A 20,525-nucleotide genomic window follows, 5' to 3' on the forward strand; every position below is an offset into this window, starting at 1 on the left:
AGCAGAGACGACAAAGGTGACAGAAGCGATCCTCCTGGTCGGAGGCAAGGGCACGCGACTGCGTCCGCTCACCGTCAACACGCCGAAGCCGATGGTTCCGGCCGCGGGCGTCCCCTTCCTGACCCACCAGTTGGCGCGGGCACGCGCCGCCGGCGTCGAGCACATAGTGCTCGCGACCTCCTATCTGGCCGAGGTCTTCGAGCCCTACTTCGGTGACGGTTCCTCACTCGGGCTCAGCCTGGAGTACGTCACCGAGGACGAGCCCCTCGGCACCGGCGGCGCGATCCGCAACGTCGCCGAACGGCTGCGGTCCGCACCGGACGAACCGGTCCTGGTCTTCAACGGCGACATCCTCACCGGCCTCGACATCCGAGCCCTGGTGGACACCCACCGGACATCGGGCGCGGACGTGTCCCTGCACCTGACGCGGGTCACGGACCCACGGGCCTTCGGGCTGGTGCCGACCGACGACAGCGGTCGGGTGACCGCCTTCCTGGAGAAGCCGCAGACCCCGGAAGAGATCGTCACCGACCAGATCAACGCGGGGGCGTACGTCTTCCGCCGCTCGGTCATCGACTCCATCCCCACCGGGCGACCGGTGTCCGTGGAGCGCGAGACGTTCCCCGAACTGCTGGCAGCGGGCGCCCATCTGCACGGCATGGTGGATTCCACCTACTGGCTCGACCTGGGGACCCCACAGGCGTTCGTCCGCGGCTCGGCGGACCTGGTCCTCGGACGCGCTCCGTCCCCCGCGGTGCCCGGACGGTGCGGCGACCGCCTCGTACTGGAATCCGCTTCGGTGGCCGTGGACGCCAAACTCACCGGTGGGACGGTCGTCTGCGAGGGCGCAGTGGTCCACCCGGGCGCGCGCATCGACGGCAGTGTGGTGCTGGCGGGCGCCGTGGTGGAGGAGGGTGCCGTGATCACCTCGTCCCTGGTCGGCGTGGGAGCGAGGATCGGCGAACGGGTCGCCCTCTCGGGAGCGGTCATCGGCGACGGCGCGGTCGTGGGCGCGGACAACGAACTGCGCGACGGCGCCCGCGTGTGGTGCGACGCGACCCTCCCGCCGGGAGCGGTCCGCTTCTCGTCCGACCAGTAGGCGGGGAAAGCGACTGAGCGGGGCCGAGGGCGTGGACGACAACCCACTGCGCCCTCGGTTCCCAAGGGCTCACGCCGGTGTGTACGTTCCTCGCCCACCCCGGCACCACAGGGCACCCCGCACAGCGCCTACCCTCGGTAGCACCAGCTATCCCTTGAGGACCCTCGTGTCAGGCCGTTTCACCCCCGAAGACCCCGGCGCCCGCCCACCCGGCCAGCGCACCCGTGGTCCGCGCACCCCCGGGCAGGGCTCGCCGCGTCGGGAAACCGCCGTACGAGGGGCCTCCGAGCGGACGGATCCGGGGACCGGCCCCGCGCTGGCGCGCACCTGGACCCCGCCCTGGCCCCTCGATCTGGCACTCGCACTCACCCCGTTGCGGCGGGGCCCTGCCGATCCCACCTATCGGGCCGCTCGCGACGGCTCCTTCTGGCGGACCAGCCGCACCCCGCAGGGACCCGGCACGCTCAGGGTCGCGATGGGAGCGGACCGCACCGAGGTCGAGGCCCAGGCGTGGGGACCCGGCGCCGCATGGCTGCTGGACGGGCTGCCGGCGCTGCTGGGCGCCGAGGACGACCCGGACGCGCTCACACCGCGCCACCGCCTCCTCGCCATCACCCGACACCGACGTCCGGGACTGCGCCTGACCCGTACCGGACTGGTGTTGGAGTCCTTGATCCCCTCCGTGCTGGAACAGAAGGTCACCACGGACGAGGCGTACCGCGCCTGGCGGCTGTTGGTGCGCAAGTACGGCGAGCCCGCACCCGGGCCGATGGCCGGACTCCATGTGGTGCCCGAACCCCGCACGTGGGCGCTCATTCCGTCGTGGGAGTGGCATCGGGCAGGGGTCGACGACAAGCGGGCGTCCACCATCCTGCGCGCAGTGAGGGTGGCCCGCCGGCTGGAGGAGGCCGTCACGCTCGCTCCCGAGCAGGCCCAGCGGCGTCTGGAGCTGGTCCCGGGCATCGGCCCCTGGACGTCCGCCGAGACCATCCAGCGCAGCCACGGCGCACCCGACGCCCTGACGATCGGTGACCTCCATCTGCCGGGCATCGTCGGCTGGGCGCTGGCGGGCGACCGCGACGCCGATGACGCGGCCATGCTGGAACTACTCGCTCCCTATGCCGGCCAGCGTCACCGTGCGGCACGGTTGATCCTGCTTAGCGGTCGGGTCCCGGCGCGCCGCACCCCCAAGATGCCCAAGGTCGACATCGGGCTGCTGTGACCGTCGGGTCCGAGGTCAGCGCAGTTCGATAAAGGCGTCGGCCTCGCGCGCCGGTCGTTGCTTGGGTGGCGCTGCCGCGTGCCCCACGGCCACGGCGCCCATCGGGTCCCAGTCCGCGGGCAGCCGCAGCACCTCGCGGACGACGTCGCGGCAGAACATGGTCGACGACACCCAGGCCGAGCCGAGCCGCTCACCGGCGAGCGCCACCAGGAAGTTCTGCACGCCCGCACCGGTCGCGACGACGAACATCTCCCGCTCCGCGGTGTCGCGCCGACCGTCCCCATAGTGGTGCGAACCGTCCATGACCAGACAGGGGACGACGAGGTAGGGGGCCCTGCGGAGCACATCGCCGCGACGGATCCGCTTGGCGATGGACTCCTCCGACTTGCCGTCGCGTCGCAGGTCGGCGATCCAGGCGTCACGCATGGCGTCAAGGAGTTCCCGGCGCGCAGCGGCGGTTTCGAGGAGGACGAAGCGCCAGGGGGTCGTGTGGTGCGGTGCCGGGGCGGTGACCGCTGCCGCAACCGCCCGGCGGACCGCTGCGGGATCGACCGGTTCGTCGGTGAACTCGCGTACGGTACGCCGCTGGGTGACCGCCTCCCGTACCGCTTCTGACGTGCCGAGCCGGAACATGTCCTCGGCGGCCGGGCGGACGATCGCACGGGCGCCCTCGTCGGTGGTGGGGCCGACCAGATGCCCCAGACCGCTGACGACGGCGACGGGGAACCCGGACGTCTTCCCCTTGATCAGGTCACCTGCGGCGGCGAGTTCATCGGCGAGGGCGACGATGGTGGCGCTCAGCGGGTTGCCGTGGGCGTCGGTGCCGCCGCGTAGATCGTCGAGCACCCGGACGCCTGCGGCGCCGATGGCGACGTCGGTGACCCCGTTGCGCCAGGGCCGTCCGAAGGTGTCGGTGACGAGCACGCCGAGATCCACGCCGAGGTGCTGCCGCAGCCCGTCCCGGATGAGGCGGGCCGAGGCGTCGGGGTCCTCGGGCAGGAGCAGCACGGTTCCCGCGGGCGTGTTGGAGGCGTCGACACCGGCAGCGGCCATCACGAGTCCCTGGCGGTTCTCGACGATGCGGACGGGGCCTCGCCGCGCGACCACCCGGACGGTCTCCGCGTCGATCGCGCTCTCGCGGTCATCGGCCGCCAGTACACGACCCTCCGCCTTGCTGACGATCTTGGAGGTGATGAGGAGGATGTCGCCGTCCACGAGGTCCGGACGGGCGGTGGCGATCAGCTTGGCGAGGTCGTCGCCCGGCGCGATCTCCGGCAGCCCGGTCAGGGCGTGGACGGTGTACGACGTCATGCCTGGACCTCCGATGCGAGGTCGAGGGCCTGCCGGGCCATCTCGGCGGTGGCGTCCTGGTCGGTCATCATCAGGGGGACGGCACGGCAGCGGATGCCCGCGGCCTCCACATCGGCGACGGTGTCGGCGTCGACGGTGTCCACGAGCCAGCCGTCGAGGAGCCCGGAGCCGTAGTGGGCGGCGACGGCCGCTGCCGTGGCCTCCACGCCGACGGCGGCGAGCACCTTGTCCGCCATGCCCCGCACGGGCGCGTTCCCGACGATCGGTGAGAGTCCGACGACGGGGACCCCCGCTTCGGCGATGGCCTCCCTGATGCCGGGGACGGCCAGGATGGTGCCCACGCTGACGACGGGGTTGGACGGCGGGAAGAGGATGAGGTCGGCTGCGGCGATCGCCTCCAGCACGCCGGGTGCGGGCTTCGCCTGCTCGGCTCCGACGGGCACGATCGCCTCAGCGGCGACGGACGCCCGCAGCTTGACCCAGTACTCCTGGAAGTGGATGACCTTGCGTTCGCCGTCGATCTCGACGGCGACATGGGTCTCGACGCGGTCGTCGGACATGGGCAGCAGCCGGACGCCGGGGTTCCAACGGGTGCAGAGCGCCTCCGTGACCGCGCTGAGCGGGTAGCCGGCGGCGAGCATCTGGGTGCGGACGATGTGGGTGGCGAAGTCCCGGTCGCCGAGCCCGAACCACTCGGGGCCCACGCCGTACGCGGCCAGTTCCTCCTTCACCTGGAAGCTCTCGTCGGTGCGTCCCCAGCCCTGCTCCTCGTTGATGCCGCCGCCGAGCGTGTACATCACGGTGTCGAGGTCGGGGCAGACCTTGAGCCCGAACAGATGGATGTCGTCACCGGTGTTCCCGATCACGGTGATGTCCGCCTCCGGTGCGGCCTGCAAGAGGCCGCGCAGAAAACGAGCACCACCGATACCGCCGGCCAAAACCACAATGCGCATACAAAACAGTCTGTCAGGCGAAGCCTGATCGTTGTCGGGGTGGTGGTCGGGTGGCGGGTGGGGCTGTCAGGCGAAGCCTGATCGTTGTCGGGGTGGTGGTCGGGTGGTGCCTGCCTTCGTTCGGGGTCAGGCCGGTACTGCGTCGAGGGTGGCGGGGGAGCACTGGGCGGAGTGCATCGGCATTTCGGTCAGGCCGGGGAAGTAGATGTGCAGGGACACGGCTGGTTCGAGCGAGTCGTTGACCACTTCGTGGACGTAACCGGGTGCGAACACGCGTTGGGCGCCCGCCGTCAGTTCGCGGGAGCCGCGGGGGGTGCGTTCGGTGAGCTGTCCGTCGAGGACGGTGAGCACTCCGGAGGAGGGGCCGTGGTCGTGGAGTCCGCTGCGTTGGCCCGGTACCCAGGACAGGAGCCACACCTCGTGGCCGGGGCCTGCGGCGAGTCGGTGGTACCAGCGGCTCGCCGCGTCGTACTCGACGAGGTGGGCCCAGCGGGTGCGGTCGGCCGCGATGGAGCGTGCGAGGCCGACGAAGTCGGAGATGGTGGAGGGGTGCTCCGGCGCGGGCTGGAGGAGGTGCTGCACGGCGAGGATGTCGCCGGCGATCTGGAGGTCGCTGTCGCTGTTCATGGGATGCGTGGGTCCTCGGCGATGAACGGTGCACGGGCGGCGTGGGGGTGCGTTGCGCGCGGGAAGCAGTGGTGGCGTGCTGCGGCCGAGCGGGCCGGCGGAGGGAAGTGCTGGAGCTCTAGGGCATCAACAGCTGGAACAGCAACAGCAACAGCGCACCTGGACAGCGTTGCGGAACCCTCGTGCGGGGGTCGCGAGAGGCGCTGAGGTGGCTGGCATGACATCCAAGGTGCCGGCTTCGCCTCTTTCATGTCAACTCAGTGACCGATTTGGCGGCAATGTTTCACCTCATCCGGTTACGGAATCCGGAGAAAGGTTTGTTCAGTGGGGGGCGGGGACACATGCGGCAGCAACCGCGCTCGCTGCGTCTGCCGCGTTTGTGGAGGTCACGGCGGTCTTGGGGTCGGACTGTGATCCGGATCGCTTCAGCGGCCCGTTCGCAACAAGATCGAAGCCGGCGTCGTCCTCTTCGGTGAGGAGGCGTGCGTGAGTGCGGAGCGGGTCTGCTGGCGGGTGTCAGGTTTTTGGTGATTTGAACACTTTCCGCATAGCCTTGGTTCCGCAGAGTGAATACGGGGCCCAATAGCAGATCCCGGCTTGACTGGCCCGGATGCACACACTTGTAATTTCACTCGTGTCGTTCGGCCGATATCGATCACGGCAACATCGGCAACATCACGGGGACGAAAAGACAGACGAGGGGCGCACATGACCGAGCTGTTCGAACAACTGCTGGTCGAGGACGCGGATGACGAAATCGGCTGGCAAGAGCGCGCGTTGTGCGCGCAGACCGATCCCGAGTCCTTCTTCCCCGAAAAGGGCGGCTCTACTCGCGAGGCGAAAAAGGTCTGCCTCGCCTGCGAAGTCCGTTCGGAATGCCTTGAGTACGCCCTGGCCAACGATGAGAGATTCGGTATCTGGGGTGGGCTGTCCGAACGGGAGCGGCGACGATTGAAGAAGGCTGCCGTCTGAAAAACCGAACGGTTATACCGAACCTGACTGAACGACACATAAGCGTATTGAAGACGGTTCGTCGGCCGCGTTCCGATCGCCTCCGGCGAACCGCTTTCATGAGTGCAGATCCCGAGCCTCGAACGCATTTCCCGGTCGCCCCCGGTGCCGTCGCCTTCCTCCGTCCGGGATATCCGAACCATCGACCGACGCATATCTTCCGGTGGAAGACACGAACACCTTGGGGTGGCGCCGAGCGGGTGCGCACCCCACGCTCTGCCCGGGCCGAGTGACCGACCGTCACCGCGGGCTTGGTTGCACCCCCCTTCGCGCCCCGCCCCGTCATCTCTTCCGCCGAACGGATGACGGTCCTGGTGTGCCATCGGCGACCCTTCCCCTCCGGGACCGTCCGTCCCGAGACCCCCGGAACCGCCCAACCCCTATCCCTCCGTGGACTTTGCACCCCGGCTCTCGCCCAAGCGACCCGCAAGCGGCACCCAGGCCGCGCTCAAGCCGACCGCCCGATGCCGCCGCCCGATGCCGACTGGCACCGGCTGGCACCGGCTGGCAGCCCCGATCGGCAGCCCCCAGCCCCGTGCATCGGCCCGGCTTTGCTCCCGACCGTCCCCCTGAGCCGACGTGCCCTCGTTCCCCTTTCCAACGGGTGGGGGAGTGCCGGGGATACGCCCCGGGCCGGAGGGATACGCCCGGGGAGCCGCGGGTCACCGGGGCGCAGCATCCACCGCCACTCCCGGCACTTCTCCCACGGTGAGCTGCCCGTACAGCCCCGAATGGCCCTCATATCAGCTGCCCCAGACGCCGGATGCACATCTCGCGCCCCAACAGCACACTTCGCCCCGCACGTCACATCGCTTAGCGCCCCACCCCTTTTCCCTACCGTTAGTGTTGGGCCCCGTCCCAGATGCTTCAGCGCCCCCGCAGGGGGCGACCCCGGCCGGAGGGCCCGTACCTCGATGTCCGCCACCACAGCCGCGTTCTCCCCCGCACATCCGCAGGAGTTCCCCCGGCACGTCGTCACCGCCGTGCTCGTCTCCCACGACGGCGCACGCTGGCTCCCCGACACCCTCGCCGGACTCCTCGGCCAGGAACGCCCCGTACAGAACGTCATCGCCGCGGACACCGGCAGCGCCGACGAGTCCGCGCGGCTGCTGACCGACTCCCTCGGCTCCCATCGAGTGCTCCACCTCGCGCGCCGTACCGGCTTCGGGGCCGCGGTCGACGAAGCCGTGCGCACCGCCCCCGTGCTCACCCCGGAGGACCTGCCGTACCTCAAGCGGCCCAGCGGCTGGGACCCCGTCACCAGGACCTGGCACGACGACGCCTACGACATGCCGGAACTCCCCTACGGCGAGCCGGTCCAATGGCTCTGGCTGCTCCACGACGACAGCGCGCCCGAGCCGGACGCGCTCGCCGAACTGCTGCGCGTCGTCGACGCCGACGACCAGGCCGCCGTGGCCGGCCCCAAGCTCCGCGGCTGGTACGACCGCCGCCAACTCCTCGAAGTCGGCGTCTCCATCGCCAACAGCGGTCGTCGCTGGACCGGCCTCGACCGCCGGGAACAGGACCAGGGTCAACACGACCAGGTACGGACCGTCCTGTCCGTCTCCTCTGCCGGGATGCTCATCCGCCGTGACGTCTTCGAGCAGCTCGGCGGCTTCGACCGCAGGCTCCCGCTGATGCGCGACGACATCGACCTCTGCTGGCGGGCCCAGAACGCCGGACACCGCGTGCTGATCGCACCCGAAGCCGTCCTGCACCACGCCGAAGCCGCATCGCGCGAACGCCGCACCGTCGACTGCGCAGGCCGCTCCGCCGCCAGTCCGCACCGCGTCGCCAAGGCCGGCGCCATCTACACCCTGCTCACCAACACCCGGCTCGCGGCCCTGCCCTACGTCCTGCTGCGGATCGTGCTCGGCACCCTGCTCCGCACCGTCGCCAATCTCCTCGGCAAGGCGCCCGGCCACGCCATAGACGAGATCGGCGCGCTCGTCGCCACCCTGCTGCGCCCCGAGCGCATCATCGCCGGCCGCCGCAGGCGGGCTCGTACGCGTGCGGCCGACGCCCGTGAACTGCGCCCCCTCTTCCCGCCGCGCGGCGCCACCGTCAAGGCCACCGTCGAGCAGACGATGGGGCACTTCAGCACCGGCGGCGACGCATCGGACACGGGATCGCGGCACGGCGCCGTGGAGTCGGGCCCGGGTGGTGAGGACGCCGACTTCCTGGAGGTCGAGCAGTTCGCCCGGCTCAAGAAGCTCGGCCGGCAGCCCGAACCCGTGCTGTTCGCCCTGCTGCTGATCGTCTCCGTCGTCGCCTGCCGGGGCCTCTTCGGCGGTGGCACGCTCATGGGCGGCGCTCTGCTGCCGGCACCCGCCGAGGTGTCCGAACTCTGGGCCCGCTACACCGAGACCTGGCATCCGCTCGGCACCGGCGGCACCCAGACCACACCTCCCTATCTCGCGGTGCTGGCCGGTCTGTCCGCCCTCTTCCTCGGCTCCACGGGCTTCGCACTGACCGTGCTCCTCGTCTGCTCGGTTCCCCTCGCCGGTCTGAGCGCCTACTTCGCCTCCCGCTCCCTGGTCGGCTCCCGACTGCTGAGGGCCTGGGCGAGCGTGGCGTACGCATTCCTTCCCGCCGCCACCGGAGCGCTCGCCACCGGACGACTGGGCACGGCGGTCCTCGCGATCGTGCTGCCGTTCCTCGCCCGCACCGCCGTCGCCGCCCATGGGTTCCAGCACCCGGGTGTACGGGGCACCTGGCGCGCGACTTGGGCGTACGCCCTGCTCCTGGCGTTGGCGATGGCGTTCACGCCCATCGTCTGGCCGCTCGCCGTGGTCCTCGGGGCCGGCGTCCTCGTCCTGCGCCGCCACGATTTCACCGCGCACGCCCTGAGGTTCGTGGCCGCCGTCGGCACTCCCGTGGTCCTGCTCGCACCCTGGTCGCTCTCGCTGCTGAGCGACCCCTCCGCGCTGCTGCGCGAAGCCGGCCTCGACCTCGATTCCGGCGGTGCCTCCGCGCTCGACCTGCTCGGCATCAGCCCCGGGGGCCCCAAGACCCTCGGCGGGATCGTGCTCGTCGGCGTGGTGCTCGCCGCGCTCGCCGCACTACTGCGCGACGAACGACAACTCCCGATCCGTGCCGCATGGGTGGTGGCACTGGTCGCGCTGGTCTTCGCCGTACTGAGCAACCGCAGCGGCTGGGCCGGACCCGCCACCCTCGTCTACGGCATCGCGCTCCTGGTCGCCGCCGTCCTCGGCGCCGAACTCGGCCGCACCCGAGCGGGCGCGCAGAACTTCGGCTGGCGTCAACCGGCCGCGGCCCTGGTCGCCGTCGTCGCGGCCGTCGGTCCGCTCGTCGCCGCGGCGAACTGGATGATCAGCGGTGCCGCCGGACCCCTCGAACGCCGCGATCCCGTTCAGGTGCCCCCGTTCGTCGCCGAGGAGAGCGACACCAAGGACCAGCCGCGCACCTTGGTCCTGGGCGGCACCTCGGCCGCGCACGTCCCGTACACCCTGGTGCGCGGGGTCGGCAGCCGGCTCGGCGATGCGGAACTCGCCGCGGCCGGCGGCGGCGACGAGCACCTCGACCAGGTCGTCGCGCACCTCGTTGCGGGCTCGGGGGCGGACCAGACCCGTCAGCTCAGCGGTTTCGCGATCCGTTACGTCCTGGTGCGCGAGGGAGCGCCCGAGCAGATCAGCCGCACCCTCGACGCCACCCCCGGTCTCGGACGGCTGAGCCGACTGGACGGCGGCGCCCTGTGGCGCGTCGACCGCCAGGTCGCCCGGGCCATGATCGTCGACGGCGGACGGGACCCCCTCCCGGTCGCGTCGGACACCGTCGGCGCCGACACCCGGATCCCGTCCGGCACGGAAGGCCGCGTCCTGCGGATCGCGGATCGCGCCGACGCCGGCTGGCGCGCCACGCTAGACGGCCGCCCCCTGCCGAAGACGCGCGTCGACGGCTGGGCACAGGGCTTCGAACTCCCGGCGGCGGGCGGACGGCTGATCCTCACCCACGAGAACCCCACTGGGCGCACCGGATGGCTCTGGACCCAGGCCGGCCTGCTGTTCCTCCTGGTCGTCCTCGCGCTTCCCGGGCGGCGCGCCCGACTCGACGACGACCTTCCGGAAGAGACCATCGCGGTCCCCACCCAACCCTCGCGCCTGCGGTCCGGGGTTCCCCCGCAGCCCGTGGGCGGATCGAGTCGTACGGTCGGCGCTTCGGGCACACCCTCCGAAGCGGCGTACGCGACCACCCACGGCACGCTGTCCTTGTACGGGAGCGGGGACGCTCCCTCGTTCGGGACCGGGGACGCGGACGACCCGTCGCTCCGGCCCGGGGGCCTGCGCTCCGAGCGGACTCCGCAGCCCCGCCGCCCACGGTCCGACCGCGAGGCGTACGCAGCCGACGCCCACGCACCCGACCCGTATGCACCCGGCGCCCGCCGCGGCGGGTCCGACGGCGACCCGGCACGACCCGCCGTCGACCACGATGCAGATCCCAACGCGACCAGAGGCACGTCAGAGTGAAGCGCACGACCCTGTCCCTGCTGGCCGCCGTGACCGCGCTCGCCGCGGTCACCGGCATCGCCGCGATCACCGCGCCGGACACCGACGACGTACCCACGCAGGCCAAGGCCCCCGCCCGGCTGCCGGTCGAGCGCGTCCATCTGCTCTGCCCCGCGCCCGGCGGAACCGAGGCCGCCGAGACCACGTACACCTCGTACACCCCCCTCGGCTCGGGGAGCGCCGTCAAGGGCACCGCCGAACTGAAGCGTTCGGTGGCGGCGCTCACGGACCGCACCGCCGGGCCCAAGAAGGCGCCCGTCAGCCGACCCGCGACCGAAGGCAAACCGCTCCTGGCGCTCACCGAACCAGGTCGACCGGCCACCGTCAGGACCACTGCGGCCACCGCCCCCGCACTCGTGGGCACCGCCACCGGACGGCTGGCCCCCGGTTGGACCGCCCAGTTGACCACCGTGGCCAAGGGCGACGGCAGAGGGCTGCTCGGAGTCAACTGCTCCGTCCCGAGCGCGGAACTCTTCTTCCCCGGCGCGTCCACGGCCGAGGAACGCCAGGACTACGTGCACCTCACCAACCCCGACGACATTCCCGCCGTCGTGGACGTCGAGTTGTACGGCAAAGGCGGTCTGCTGCGCACCACCGTCACCGAGGGCATTCCGGTGCCGGCCGGCTCCAGCGTTCCGGTGCTGCTGTCGACGTTGACGGCCGATGTCGCCGAGGACGTGACCGTGCGCGTCGCGACCCGCTCCGGCCGGGTCGGTGCGGCGGTCCGGGTCGCCGAGACCCGCCCGGCTGCGGGGAAGGCGGGTGCCGCGGTCGCCGCCGAGGGCAGCGACTGGTTGAACGCGACCGCCGACCCCTCCGCGAACGCGGTACTGCCCGGCATTCCGGCCGATGCCACGTCGGTGCGCCTGGTGGCCTTCGCCCCGGGTGAGGACGACGCCGACCTCAAGATCCAGCTCGCCGGCCCCGGTGGGAAGATCGTCCCCGCCGGCGCGGAGAGCCTGCACGTGAAGTCGGGGATGACGGCGAGCATCGAGCTCCGGGACGTCACCCGCGGCGAGGCGGGTTCCCTGGTCCTCAGCCCGGTGCAGCGCGGACGGGCGACCCCGGTGGTCGCCGCACTGCGCGTGGTTCGGGGCAAGGGGACGAAGCAGGAGATCGCGTTCATCCCGGCGACGGCGCCGGTGGGTGCCCGCGCCTCGATCGCGGACAATCGGGCCAAGGGCACGACGCTCTCGCTGACGGCACCAGGTGCGGCGGCGCGGGTTCGGGTGACCGCCTCGTCGGGCACCGAAGGCGGCACGCCCTTGGTGCAGACGTACGAGGTGCCCGCGGGCACCACCCGGTCGTTCGCCCCGCCGGTGCCGGCCGGGTTGAAGGGGTCCTACGCCCTGACCGTGGGTGTGGAGTCCGGCGGTCCGGTGCACGCGTCGCGGGCGCTCGCCCTACCGCTGGGCGGTGTCGCGGCGTTCACGATCCAGACGTTGTCGGACGATCGCGGCACGGTGGCGGTGCCGCGCGTGACGGACGAACTCACCGTTCTGGACTGAGTCCCGGACTTGACGGGGTCAGGTGCTTCAGGAGTCGGTCGGGTGCTTCAGGAATCGGGGGAGCGGAGCACCCGGAGATGGCCTCGGCGGGCGACCTCCATGGGGTCGGCGCCCCGGCGCCCGTTCTGGGCGGCCTCGGCGGCACGTCCCTGGGGGCGCGCGGCCTCCCGGACGGCATTGGCCAACGCCTCAAGATCGTCCCCACTGGGACGGGCCGGAGCCGAACCGTCCGTGAGACGGACGACCTCCCAGCCGCGCGGCGCCGTGAGGCGTTCGCTGTGCTCGGCGCACAGGTCGTAGCAGTGGGGTTCGGCGTAGGTGGCGAGCGGGCCGAGGACTGCGGTCGAGTCGGCATAGACGTACGTCAGTGTCGCGACGGCAGGACGGCCGCAGGCGGTGCGCGAACAGCGACGTACAGGGCTCACGACGTTGGACGGTACCGCACTCTTGAGCGGGCTGCGACGACTCTCCACCAGGTCACTCCACCGTGTCGTGGTCTGAGGACTTGTTCGGACGTTCCCCGAGCCACCGCGCTGACCTGCGGTGAAAGGGTGGACCGCCGAAGACTGCCCCCTATGGATCGGTCAGGGCGTGCCATTAATCAGGTCATTCACCGTCCATTCGATGATCGAAATCAGCTTCCTAACCGCACTGAAGTGCGACTCGAACGTTCATTTGGCGACACCTCGTGGCTGAGTTCGGTCTCCTGTGCGGTTTCCCCCGCGCGTACCCGGCCGCGGTGTGTTTCGGAGGGCTACCCTGCGTCAGTGATGGACAGTCCTGTACCGCCTCACCCGGCCGAGCCGCGGCCACGCCGTCGTGACCGCCACGGCCGGGGTATGCGCGGACCCGTCGCCCCACCGCAGGTGCCCCTGGCCGCCAGCCGGGCCGAGTCCTTCCAGGACCTGGTGCAGGACTCCGTGGAACGGCTTGAGCGGCGGTGGCCACAACTCGCCGACGTCGACTTCCTCGTCATGGACGTGCCCGGTGCACCGGAGGAATCGGTGCCGCTCGGCAGCTCGTCCTCAGCCGAGAAGGGGCGGCCGGCACGGGTCGTGGTCTACCGACGACCGGTCGAGATCCGGACCAAGAACCGCGAGGAGCGCGCACTGCTCGTCCACGAGGTCGTGGTGGAGCAGGTGGCCGAGTTGCTCGGACTCGCCCCCGAGTCGGTCGATCCGCGCTACGGCCAGGACTGATGAGCGAATGCCGGTAGTTTGATGCGACCGCAGAGTTTTCAGGAGGAGTTGACCCGTGACTGCTGATCTGTCGCAGATCGTGAAGGCGTACGACGTCCGCGGGGTGGTGCCTGACCAGTGGGACGAGCCGCTGGCCGAGCTCTTCGGTGCGGCCTTCGTCCAGGTGACGGACGCCGACGCGATCGTCATCGGCCATGACATGCGGCCGTCGTCACCGGGGCTGTCCGGGGCGTTCGCCCGAGGGGCGGCGGCACGCGGCGCCGACGTGACCCTGATCGGCCTCTGCTCCACCGACCAGCTGTACTTCGCCTCCGGGCACTTCGGGCTGCCGGGGGCCATGTTCACCGCCTCCCACAATCCCGCCCAGTACAACGGGATCAAGATGTGTCGCGCCGGCGCCGCCCCGGTCGGCCAGGACACCGGCCTCGCGGAGATCCGCTCCCTGGTGGAGAGCTGGTCGGACTCCGGGGCACCGACCCCCGTCGAGAAGCCGGGCACCATCAGCGAGCACGACACACTCGTGGAGTACGCGGCCCATCTGCTCTCCCTCGTGGACCTGTCGTCGATGCGCCACCTCAAGGTCGTCGTCGATGCCGGAAACGGCATGGGCGGCCACACCGTCCCCACCGTCTTCGCCTCGCTGCCCGTCACGCTCGTACCGATGTACTTCGAGCTCGACGGCACCTTCCCCAACCACGAGGCGAACCCCCTGGACCCGGCGAACATCGTCGACCTCCAGGCACGCGTCCTGGCGGAAGGCGCCGACCTGGGTCTCGCCTTCGACGGCGACGCCGACCGCTGCTTCGTGGTGGACGAACGCGGCGAAGGCGTCTCCCCGTCCGCGATCACCGCCCTCGTCGCCGCCCGTGAACTCGCCAAGCACCCCGGCGGCACGGTGATCCACAACCTGATCACCTCCTGGTCGGTGCCCGAGGTGGTGCGCGAGAACGGCGGCGAGCCCGTACGCACCCGCGTGGGCCACTCCTTCATCAAGCAGGAGATGGCGAACACAGGCGCGATCTTCGGCGGCGAGCACTCGGCGCACTACTACTTCCGCGACTTCTGGAACGCGGACACCGGAATGCTCGCCGCGCTCCACGTCCTGGCCGCCCTCGGCTCCCAGGAGGGCACCCTCTCCGAGCTGCTGGCCCAGTACGACCGCTACCAGGGCTCGGGCGAGATCAACTCCACCGTGGACGACCAGGCGGGACGGACCGCCGCGGTGAAGGACGCGTACGCCTCCCTGCCCGGCGTGAGCGTGGACGAGCTGGACGGGCTCACGGTGACGACCGAGGACTGGTGGTTCAACCTCCGTCCCTCCAACACCGAGCCGCTGCTGCGTCTGAACGTCGAGGCGCGGGACCGGGAGACGCTGAAGAAGGTGCGTGACGAGGTACTGGCGCTGGTGCGGGGCGAGTAGCTCCCGCAGCGGTCCGGCAGGGTGGCCAGCCCCCTGCCGGACCGTTGCATCATGAAGCCATCTGATAACCCCGACGCCCCGACGCGGTCGCGCCCGCAAGCCCGACGCGCTCGACAGCGGCCGGAACGCGCCCAGCAGGTGGCGCACCCGTCCCGAGCGGTACGAGGGTGGCGACACGGGACGCCGCAGGCTGTGCTCGCAGTCGTCCCGGCGCTCGTGGAACCCGCCCTTCCGATGGAAAGGGCACCCCGCAGCCGGACGGACGCGCCGTGCGACGCCCGCTGCTTCCTGGCCCCCTCCGTGGGGACCGCGCCGTCAGCCGCACGCCGCGCCCCCGCACGGCGGCCGGACTTCCGTCCCGGAGCAGCCCCGGCATCGCCAGAACGCGCCCCACGCGTTCCCCCGGCGGTACGCTGACGTGGCCAATCCACCCAGACCCGGCCAACGCCGAGTCACTTGCAGTACCACGAGAGGACACCGCACCCATGCCGCTCGAAGCCGGCCTCCTTGAGATCCTCGCCTGCCCGGCCTGCCACGCCCCCCTCGACGACCGCACGGCAGCCGATGACCCCGAGCTGATCTGCACCGGCCAGGACTGCGGCCTCGCCTACCCCGTGCGGGATGACATCCCCGTACTCCTCGTCGACGAAGCCCGCCGACCCGCCTGACACGTGCCCCCGGTGACGCGCCCACCCGCTCCGCCACCACCCGGTGCATACGCCCGCGGTGCGTCGACACGCCACCACACGGGCCCGTGACCCGCCACGACAGCGTGAGCCGACGAACCCCCGAGCCACCCGACGCCCGGCGGGTCCACCACCCCCTCACGCCCCTGACGTACAAGCACCCGCACGGCGATCGGAGGCCCACCCCATGCTCGACGAGTCGCTCCTCGACGACCCGGAAGCGCTCGCCCGCGCCGACCGCCGAGGGCTCCTCCGCGGCGCGGCCGAAGCAGGCGCCCGCGTACGGACCGCAGCCCGGCACGCGGCCGAAGCGGGAATCGCCGAACTCAATCCCGAGGGCCGCCCACGGGCCGTCCTGGTGGCGGGCTCCGGCACCGCCGCCGCCGGAGTCGCCGATCTGATCGGCGCACTGGCCGGTGCGAGCGCCCCCGTCACCCGCCTCACGCCCACCGGTGTGGCCCCGGCCGCAGGCGCCCTGCGCTGGACCCTCCCCGGCTGGGCCGGCTCGCTCGACCTGCTCCTGGTGGTCACCACCGACGGAAGCGAACCGGGCCTCACCGGCCTCACCGAGCAGGCGTACCGCCGCGGCTGCCAGGTCGTCGCCGTCACCCCCCAGCGCTCCCCGGTCGCCGAAGCCGTCGACGGCGCCCACGGCCTCGTCGTCCCCATGGCCACCGCACCGCACGAGTTGTACGAGGCCACGCTGGCGGCCAGCCCCGGCGCACTGTGGGCCCTGTTCACCCCGCTCCTCGCCCTCCTCGACCGGGTCGGCCTGCTCGAAGCCCCGCCGGAGACGCTCGCCAAGGTCGCCGATCGGCTCGACCGCACCGCCGAACGCTGCGGCCCGGCCATCGCCACCTACAGCAACCCGGCCAAGACGCTCGCCGCCGAACTCACCGACAGCCTTCCGCTGATCTGGACCGAAGGCGAAGGCGCGGCCCCCGCCGGACGCCGCTTCGCTGCCGTACTCGCCGAACTGGCCGGCCGGCCCGCCCTCGCCGCCGAACTGCCCGAGGCACTGCCCGCACACGGCATCCTCCTCGCGGGCGCCCTCGCCGCGGGCGCGGACCCCGACGACTTCTTCCGCGACCGGGTCGAAGACCCCCAAGCCCTGCGCGCCCGGGTCGTCCTCCTGCGCGACCGCCCGATCGGCGGACTGACGGCGGCACCGGCAGCCCGCGAACTCGCCCTCGGACACGACACCCCGATCAGCGAACTCGAACCGGAGGAGGGGGCCTTGCTGGAGTCGATCGCGGAACTCCTCGCCGTCACCGACTTCGCGGCCGTCTACCTGGCACTCGCGACCCCCGCCACCCCCTCCTAACGCCGCTCCAGCGCTCCGCACCACCGGGAAGGCCCGAGAACGACCATGGACCGCCTCTCCAACACCGTGCGCCCCTACGCCTGGGGCTCCACGACAGCGATCCCGGAACTCCTCGGCGTCGCGCCCACCGGCGAACCCCAGGCCGAACTGTGGATGGGCGCCCACCCCGGCGCACCCTCCCGGCTCGAACGCGGCCCGCTCAACGAAGTGATCGCCGCCGACCCCGTACGCGAACTCGGCGCGGCAGCCGTCCGCAAGTTCGGCCCCCACCTGCCGTTCCTGTTCAAGGTCCTGGCCGCGGGCACGCCCCTGTCCCTCCAGGTCCACCCCGACCTCGCCCAGGCCCAACAGGGGTACGCCACCGAAGAGCGCTCCCACATCCCGCTCGACGCCCCCCACCGCAACTACAAGGACGCCAACCACAAACCCGAACTGATCTGCGCCCTCACGCCCTTCGAGGGACTGTGCGGCTTCCGCACGCCCCGGGACACTGCCGAACTCATGGCGGGACTCGGCGTCGACTCCCTGAAACCGTACGTCGACCTGCTCCAGGCGCACCCGTCGGAAGCAGCCCTGAGGGAACTCCTCACCGCGGTGCTCACCGCCGACCGCGAGGAGATGGCGGCGACCGTCACCGAAGCCGCGGTCGCCGCCCGCCGCGTCGGCGGACCGTACGCCCCGTACGCCCAGATCGCACACCACTTCCCCGGTGACCCCGGCGTCATCGCGGCCCTGCTGCTCAACCACGTCCGGCTGGAGCCGGGAGAAGCCATGTTCCTGGGCGCCGGAGTGCCGCACGCCTACATCAGCGGCCTCGGCATCGAGATCATGGCCAACTCCGACAACGTGCTGCGCTGCGGCCTCACCCCCAAGCACGTGGACGTCCCCGAACTGCTCAGGGTCGTACGGTTCGACGCGGACGACCCCGCCGTACTGCGCCCCGAGGCGTCCGAGCACGGCGAAGAGGTCTACGACACCCCGATCGACGAGTTCCGGCTGTCCCGTTACGTCCTCGCCCCGGAAGCAGCCGCGAGCGACCTCACCGCCGACACCCCGCAGATCCTGCTCTGCACGTCCGGCCGCGTCACCCTGGGCGAACTGGACCTCGGCCCCGGTGAGTCCGTGTTCGTGCCCGCCGGCGAGGCGTTGACGGCCTTCGCCACGGGCAGCCTCCCCGGCACCGTCTTCCGCGCCACTGTGGTGATCTGACCCACAGTCACCCCTTCGGGCTGCGAGAATGTCGCCCCTCGCAACGGGCCGGTGACCGGGTGTCCACACCGGCCATCCGGCCATCCGGCCATCCGGCTTTCAGGCCGATGAAGGGACCACGGGGAACATATGAGTGCGTCAGGCGGCACCAAGGCGATCGTGGCGGCTCTGGTCGCCAATCTCTCCATCGCGGTGGCGAAGTTCTTCGCGTTCCTCTTCAGCGGGTCGTCCTCGATGCTCGCGGAAAGCGTCCACTCGCTGGCTGACTCCGGGAACCAGGGCCTCCTGCTGCTCGGCGGGCGCAGGGCCAAACGCGAAGCCACCCCCGAGCACCCCTTCGGCTACGGCCGCGAGCGTTACATCTACGCCTTCCTCGTCTCCATCGTCCTCTTCTCGGTCGGTGGCATGTTCGCCATCTACGAGGGCTACGAGAAGATCAAGCACCCCCACGCGATCGAGCACTGGTACTGGCCGGTGGGCGTCCTCACCTTCGCGATCATCGCGGAGCTGTTCTCGTTCCGTACGGCGATCAAGGAGTCGAACCTGGTCAGGGGCTCCCTGTCCTGGACGCAGTTCGTCCGCCGGGCCAAGGCGCCCGAACTGCCGGTCGTCCTCCTCGAAGATCTCGGCGCCCTCGTCGGACTCGTCCTGGCCCTGGCCGGCGTCAGCCTGGCACTGGCCACGGGCGACGGCCTCTGGGACGGCATCGGCACCCTCTGCATCGGCACCCTGCTGATCATCATCGCCATCGTCCTGGCCGCCGAGACCAAGTCCCTCCTCCTCGGCGAGTCCGCAGGGATCGAGGAGGTGCGCAAGATCGAGCAGGTGCTCGTCGACGGAGACACCGTCACCCGCATCATCCATATGCGCACCCTCCACCTGGGACCGGAAGAACTGCTGGTGGCCGCCAAGATCGCGGTGCCGAACGACACCACGGCCGAGGAGGTCGCCCGCTCGATCAACGCCGCCGAGGAGCGCGTCCGCGAGGCCGTCCCCATCGCCCGGGTGATCTATCTGGAGCCGGACATCTTCAATCCGTCGGCGGTCGAGACCCCGCCGGCCGCCCCTGCACCCGGCGACGACCCCACCACCGGCCCTCTCCACTGACCATCCCCCTGACCCCGACCGCCGCCCCAGTCCTCGGCACCCGGTCCTCGGCACCCTCTGCTGGTCGCACCCGCACCCGCACCCGGGTACGACGCGATCGCGCAGGCAGGCAGTGCCCGCACCCGGCGAGACTCACACCCACAACCCGTTGGCACCGGTCGGTCCGCCACGGGAAGAGGCGACCCGGTCCGCCGGGACGAGGGTGTCCCACTTGGTGATCGACATCAGCGATCCGAACATCAAGGCCCGTCGTCGCCGATCCGTCGCAACACCGATGCGTCGCAGTGATGTCGCAGCAATTGCCCTCGACCGTGGTCCCCATCCGACGACCGCGGTCCCTATCTGGCCGGAACCTGACTCCCCGTGGGCTGGGGCCGACCGCAGCCATCGGTGTAGATTCGTTGGCAGAGTCAGACGTCGCTGCTGATGGCGGTCGGGCGGTCCCCCTGCGGACCGGCCGAGTGGAGAGAGGGCCTCCGACGGACTGCACTGTGGTCGGTCCGGGCATTCGTGTGTCCGCCGCCTCAGAGCCATGCCGTTTCCATCCCTCATCGTGTTCCCACACAAGGAGCAGCTCGTCATGACGACTGTCGCCACCGGACAGGACTTCAAGGTCGCCGACCTCTCCCTCGCGGAGTTCGGCCGCAAGGAGATCACCCTCGCCGAGCACGAGATGCCCGGTCTGATGTCGATCCGCAAGGAGTACGCCGAGCAGCAGCCGCTCGCCGGCGCCCGGGTCACCGGCTCCCTCCACATGACCGTCCAGACCGCGGTCCTCATCGAGACGCTGGTTGCCCTCGGCGCCGACGTCCGCTGGGCCTCCTGCAACATCTTCTCCACCCAGGACCACGCCGCCGCCGCGATCGCCGTGGGCCCGAACGGCACCCCGGAGAACCCCCAGGGCGTTCCCGTCTTCGCCTGGAAGGGCGAGACGCTGGAGGAGTACTGGTGGTGCACCGAGCAGGCGCTGACCTGGCCCAACACTCCGACCGGCGGCCCGAACATGATCCTGGACGACGGTGGCGACGCGACGCTCCTCGTCCACAAGGGCGTTGAGTTCGAGAAGGCGGGCCAGGCACCCGACCCCTCGACGGCGGACAGCGAGGAGTACGGCTACATCCTCCGCGTCCTCAACCGCACCCTCTCCGAGTCGCCCCAGAAGTGGACCCGGCTGGCGTCCGAGATCCGCGGCGTCACGGAGGAGACCACGACGGGTGTCCACCGGCTTTACGAGATGCACCGTGACGGCACCCTTCTCTTCCCGGCGATCAATGTGAACGATGCCGTCACCAAGTCCAAGTTCGACAACAAGTACGGCTGCCG

At 71.0% G+C, this 20,525-nt stretch carries 16 protein-coding genes; 12 read left to right on the top strand and 4 right to left on the bottom strand.

All coding sequences use genetic code 11. The annotated features are described in order from the left end of the window. Positions 1–16 precede the first annotated feature (16 nt). A complete protein-coding gene (locus ABZ348_RS23190) occupies positions 17–1,099 on the top strand; it encodes an NDP-sugar synthase (RefSeq protein WP_358935937.1) in 1,083 nt (360 codons plus the stop codon). Between the two features lie 316 nt (positions 1,100–1,415). Further along, positions 1,416–2,321 (top strand): DNA-3-methyladenine glycosylase 2 family protein, encoded by a 906-nt coding sequence (locus ABZ348_RS23195; protein ID WP_358935982.1) that lies wholly within the window; start codon positions 1,416–1,418, stop codon positions 2,319–2,321. 15 nt (positions 2,322–2,336) lie between these two features. Here ABZ348_RS23195 and ABZ348_RS23200 read toward each other — a convergent pair whose 3' ends face one another. From ABZ348_RS23200 to ABZ348_RS23210, 3 genes are all read right to left on the bottom strand, one after another. Continuing rightward, complete coding sequence (locus ABZ348_RS23200) at positions 2,337–3,632, bottom strand: coenzyme F420-0:L-glutamate ligase (protein WP_358935939.1); 1,296 nt, start codon at positions 3,630–3,632, stop codon at positions 2,337–2,339. Further along, positions 3,629–4,585 (bottom strand): 2-phospho-L-lactate transferase, encoded by a 957-nt coding sequence (gene cofD, locus ABZ348_RS23205; protein WP_358935941.1) that lies wholly within the window; start codon positions 4,583–4,585, stop codon positions 3,629–3,631. The genes ABZ348_RS23200 and cofD overlap by 4 nt, the downstream gene beginning before the upstream one ends. A gap of 126 nt (positions 4,586–4,711) precedes the next feature. Continuing rightward, positions 4,712–5,212, bottom strand: a complete 501-nt coding sequence (locus tag ABZ348_RS23210; protein ID WP_358935943.1) for a cysteine dioxygenase family protein — start codon at positions 5,210–5,212, stop codon at positions 4,712–4,714. A 708-nt stretch (positions 5,213–5,920) separates the two neighbouring features. Between ABZ348_RS23210 and ABZ348_RS23215 the strand changes: the two genes are divergently transcribed. From ABZ348_RS23215 to ABZ348_RS23225, 3 genes are all read left to right on the top strand, one after another. Next, the gene (locus tag ABZ348_RS23215) at positions 5,921–6,184 is read left to right on the top strand and encodes a WhiB family transcriptional regulator (protein WP_006348971.1); all 264 of its coding nucleotides are present in this window, start codon (positions 5,921–5,923) and stop codon (positions 6,182–6,184) included. 953 nt (positions 6,185–7,137) lie between these two features. Continuing rightward, positions 7,138–10,710 (top strand): glycosyltransferase family 2 protein, encoded by a 3,573-nt coding sequence (locus ABZ348_RS23220; RefSeq protein WP_358935945.1) that lies wholly within the window; start codon positions 7,138–7,140, stop codon positions 10,708–10,710. After that, a complete protein-coding gene (locus ABZ348_RS23225; protein WP_358935947.1) occupies positions 10,707–12,257 on the top strand; it encodes a DUF5719 family protein in 1,551 nt (516 codons plus the stop codon). The genes ABZ348_RS23220 and ABZ348_RS23225 overlap by 4 nt, the downstream gene beginning before the upstream one ends. A gap of 47 nt (positions 12,258–12,304) precedes the next feature. Here the strand turns inward: ABZ348_RS23225 and ABZ348_RS23230 are convergent, their stop codons facing one another. Continuing rightward, positions 12,305–12,730 (bottom strand): DUF3499 domain-containing protein, encoded by a 426-nt coding sequence (locus tag ABZ348_RS23230; RefSeq protein WP_358880060.1) that lies wholly within the window; start codon positions 12,728–12,730, stop codon positions 12,305–12,307. 297 nt (positions 12,731–13,027) lie between these two features. Between ABZ348_RS23230 and ABZ348_RS23235 the strand changes: the two genes are divergently transcribed. The 7 genes from ABZ348_RS23235 to ABZ348_RS23265 all read left to right on the top strand — a co-directional run. After that, on the top strand, positions 13,028–13,456 hold the full coding sequence (locus tag ABZ348_RS23235; protein WP_358935949.1) for a metallopeptidase family protein: 429 nt from the start codon (positions 13,028–13,030) through the stop codon (positions 13,454–13,456). A gap of 55 nt (positions 13,457–13,511) precedes the next feature. Continuing rightward, on the top strand, positions 13,512–14,876 hold the full coding sequence (locus ABZ348_RS23240) for a phosphomannomutase/phosphoglucomutase (protein WP_358935951.1): 1,365 nt from the start codon (positions 13,512–13,514) through the stop codon (positions 14,874–14,876). 485 nt (positions 14,877–15,361) lie between these two features. Next, positions 15,362–15,544 (top strand): Trm112 family protein, encoded by a 183-nt coding sequence (locus tag ABZ348_RS23245; protein ID WP_329019803.1) that lies wholly within the window; start codon positions 15,362–15,364, stop codon positions 15,542–15,544. A 205-nt stretch (positions 15,545–15,749) separates the two neighbouring features. After that, entirely contained in the window at positions 15,750–16,886 is a 1,137-nt protein-coding gene (locus ABZ348_RS23250) for an SIS domain-containing protein (protein ID WP_358935953.1), read from the top strand. 45 nt (positions 16,887–16,931) lie between these two features. Continuing rightward, complete coding sequence (gene manA / locus ABZ348_RS23255) at positions 16,932–18,095, top strand: mannose-6-phosphate isomerase, class I (RefSeq protein WP_358935955.1); 1,164 nt, start codon at positions 16,932–16,934, stop codon at positions 18,093–18,095. Between the two features lie 129 nt (positions 18,096–18,224). Beyond that, complete coding sequence (locus ABZ348_RS23260) at positions 18,225–19,202, top strand: cation diffusion facilitator family transporter (protein ID WP_358935957.1); 978 nt, start codon at positions 18,225–18,227, stop codon at positions 19,200–19,202. A gap of 580 nt (positions 19,203–19,782) precedes the next feature. Beyond that, the coding region (locus ABZ348_RS23265; RefSeq protein ID WP_358935959.1) for an adenosylhomocysteinase at positions 19,783–20,525 on the top strand (743 nt) is incomplete at its 3' end.

Source organism: Streptomyces sp. NPDC005963 (assembly GCF_040638655.1).
Lineage (GTDB): Bacteria > Actinomycetota > Actinomycetes > Streptomycetales > Streptomycetaceae > Streptomyces.

Coding starts and splice junctions, on each gene's coding strand:
- ABZ348_RS23200 (WP_358935939.1), bottom strand. CDS start 3,632: ATGACGTCGTACACCGTCCACGCCCTGACCGGGCTGCCGGAGATCGCG.
- cofD (WP_358935941.1), bottom strand. CDS start 4,585: ATGCGCATTGTGGTTTTGGCCGGCGGTATCGGTGGTGCTCGTTTTCTG.
- ABZ348_RS23210 (WP_358935943.1), bottom strand. CDS start 5,212: ATGAACAGCGACAGCGACCTCCAGATCGCCGGCGACATCCTCGCCGTG.
- ABZ348_RS23215 (WP_006348971.1), top strand. CDS start 5,921: ATGACCGAGCTGTTCGAACAACTGCTGGTCGAGGACGCGGATGACGAA.
- ABZ348_RS23220 (WP_358935945.1), top strand. CDS start 7,138: ATGTCCGCCACCACAGCCGCGTTCTCCCCCGCACATCCGCAGGAGTTC.
- ABZ348_RS23235 (WP_358935949.1), top strand. CDS start 13,028: ATGGACAGTCCTGTACCGCCTCACCCGGCCGAGCCGCGGCCACGCCGT.
- ABZ348_RS23245 (WP_329019803.1), top strand. CDS start 15,362: ATGCCGCTCGAAGCCGGCCTCCTTGAGATCCTCGCCTGCCCGGCCTGC.
- ABZ348_RS23250 (WP_358935953.1), top strand. CDS start 15,750: ATGCTCGACGAGTCGCTCCTCGACGACCCGGAAGCGCTCGCCCGCGCC.
- manA (WP_358935955.1), top strand. CDS start 16,932: ATGGACCGCCTCTCCAACACCGTGCGCCCCTACGCCTGGGGCTCCACG.
- ABZ348_RS23260 (WP_358935957.1), top strand. CDS start 18,225: ATGAGTGCGTCAGGCGGCACCAAGGCGATCGTGGCGGCTCTGGTCGCC.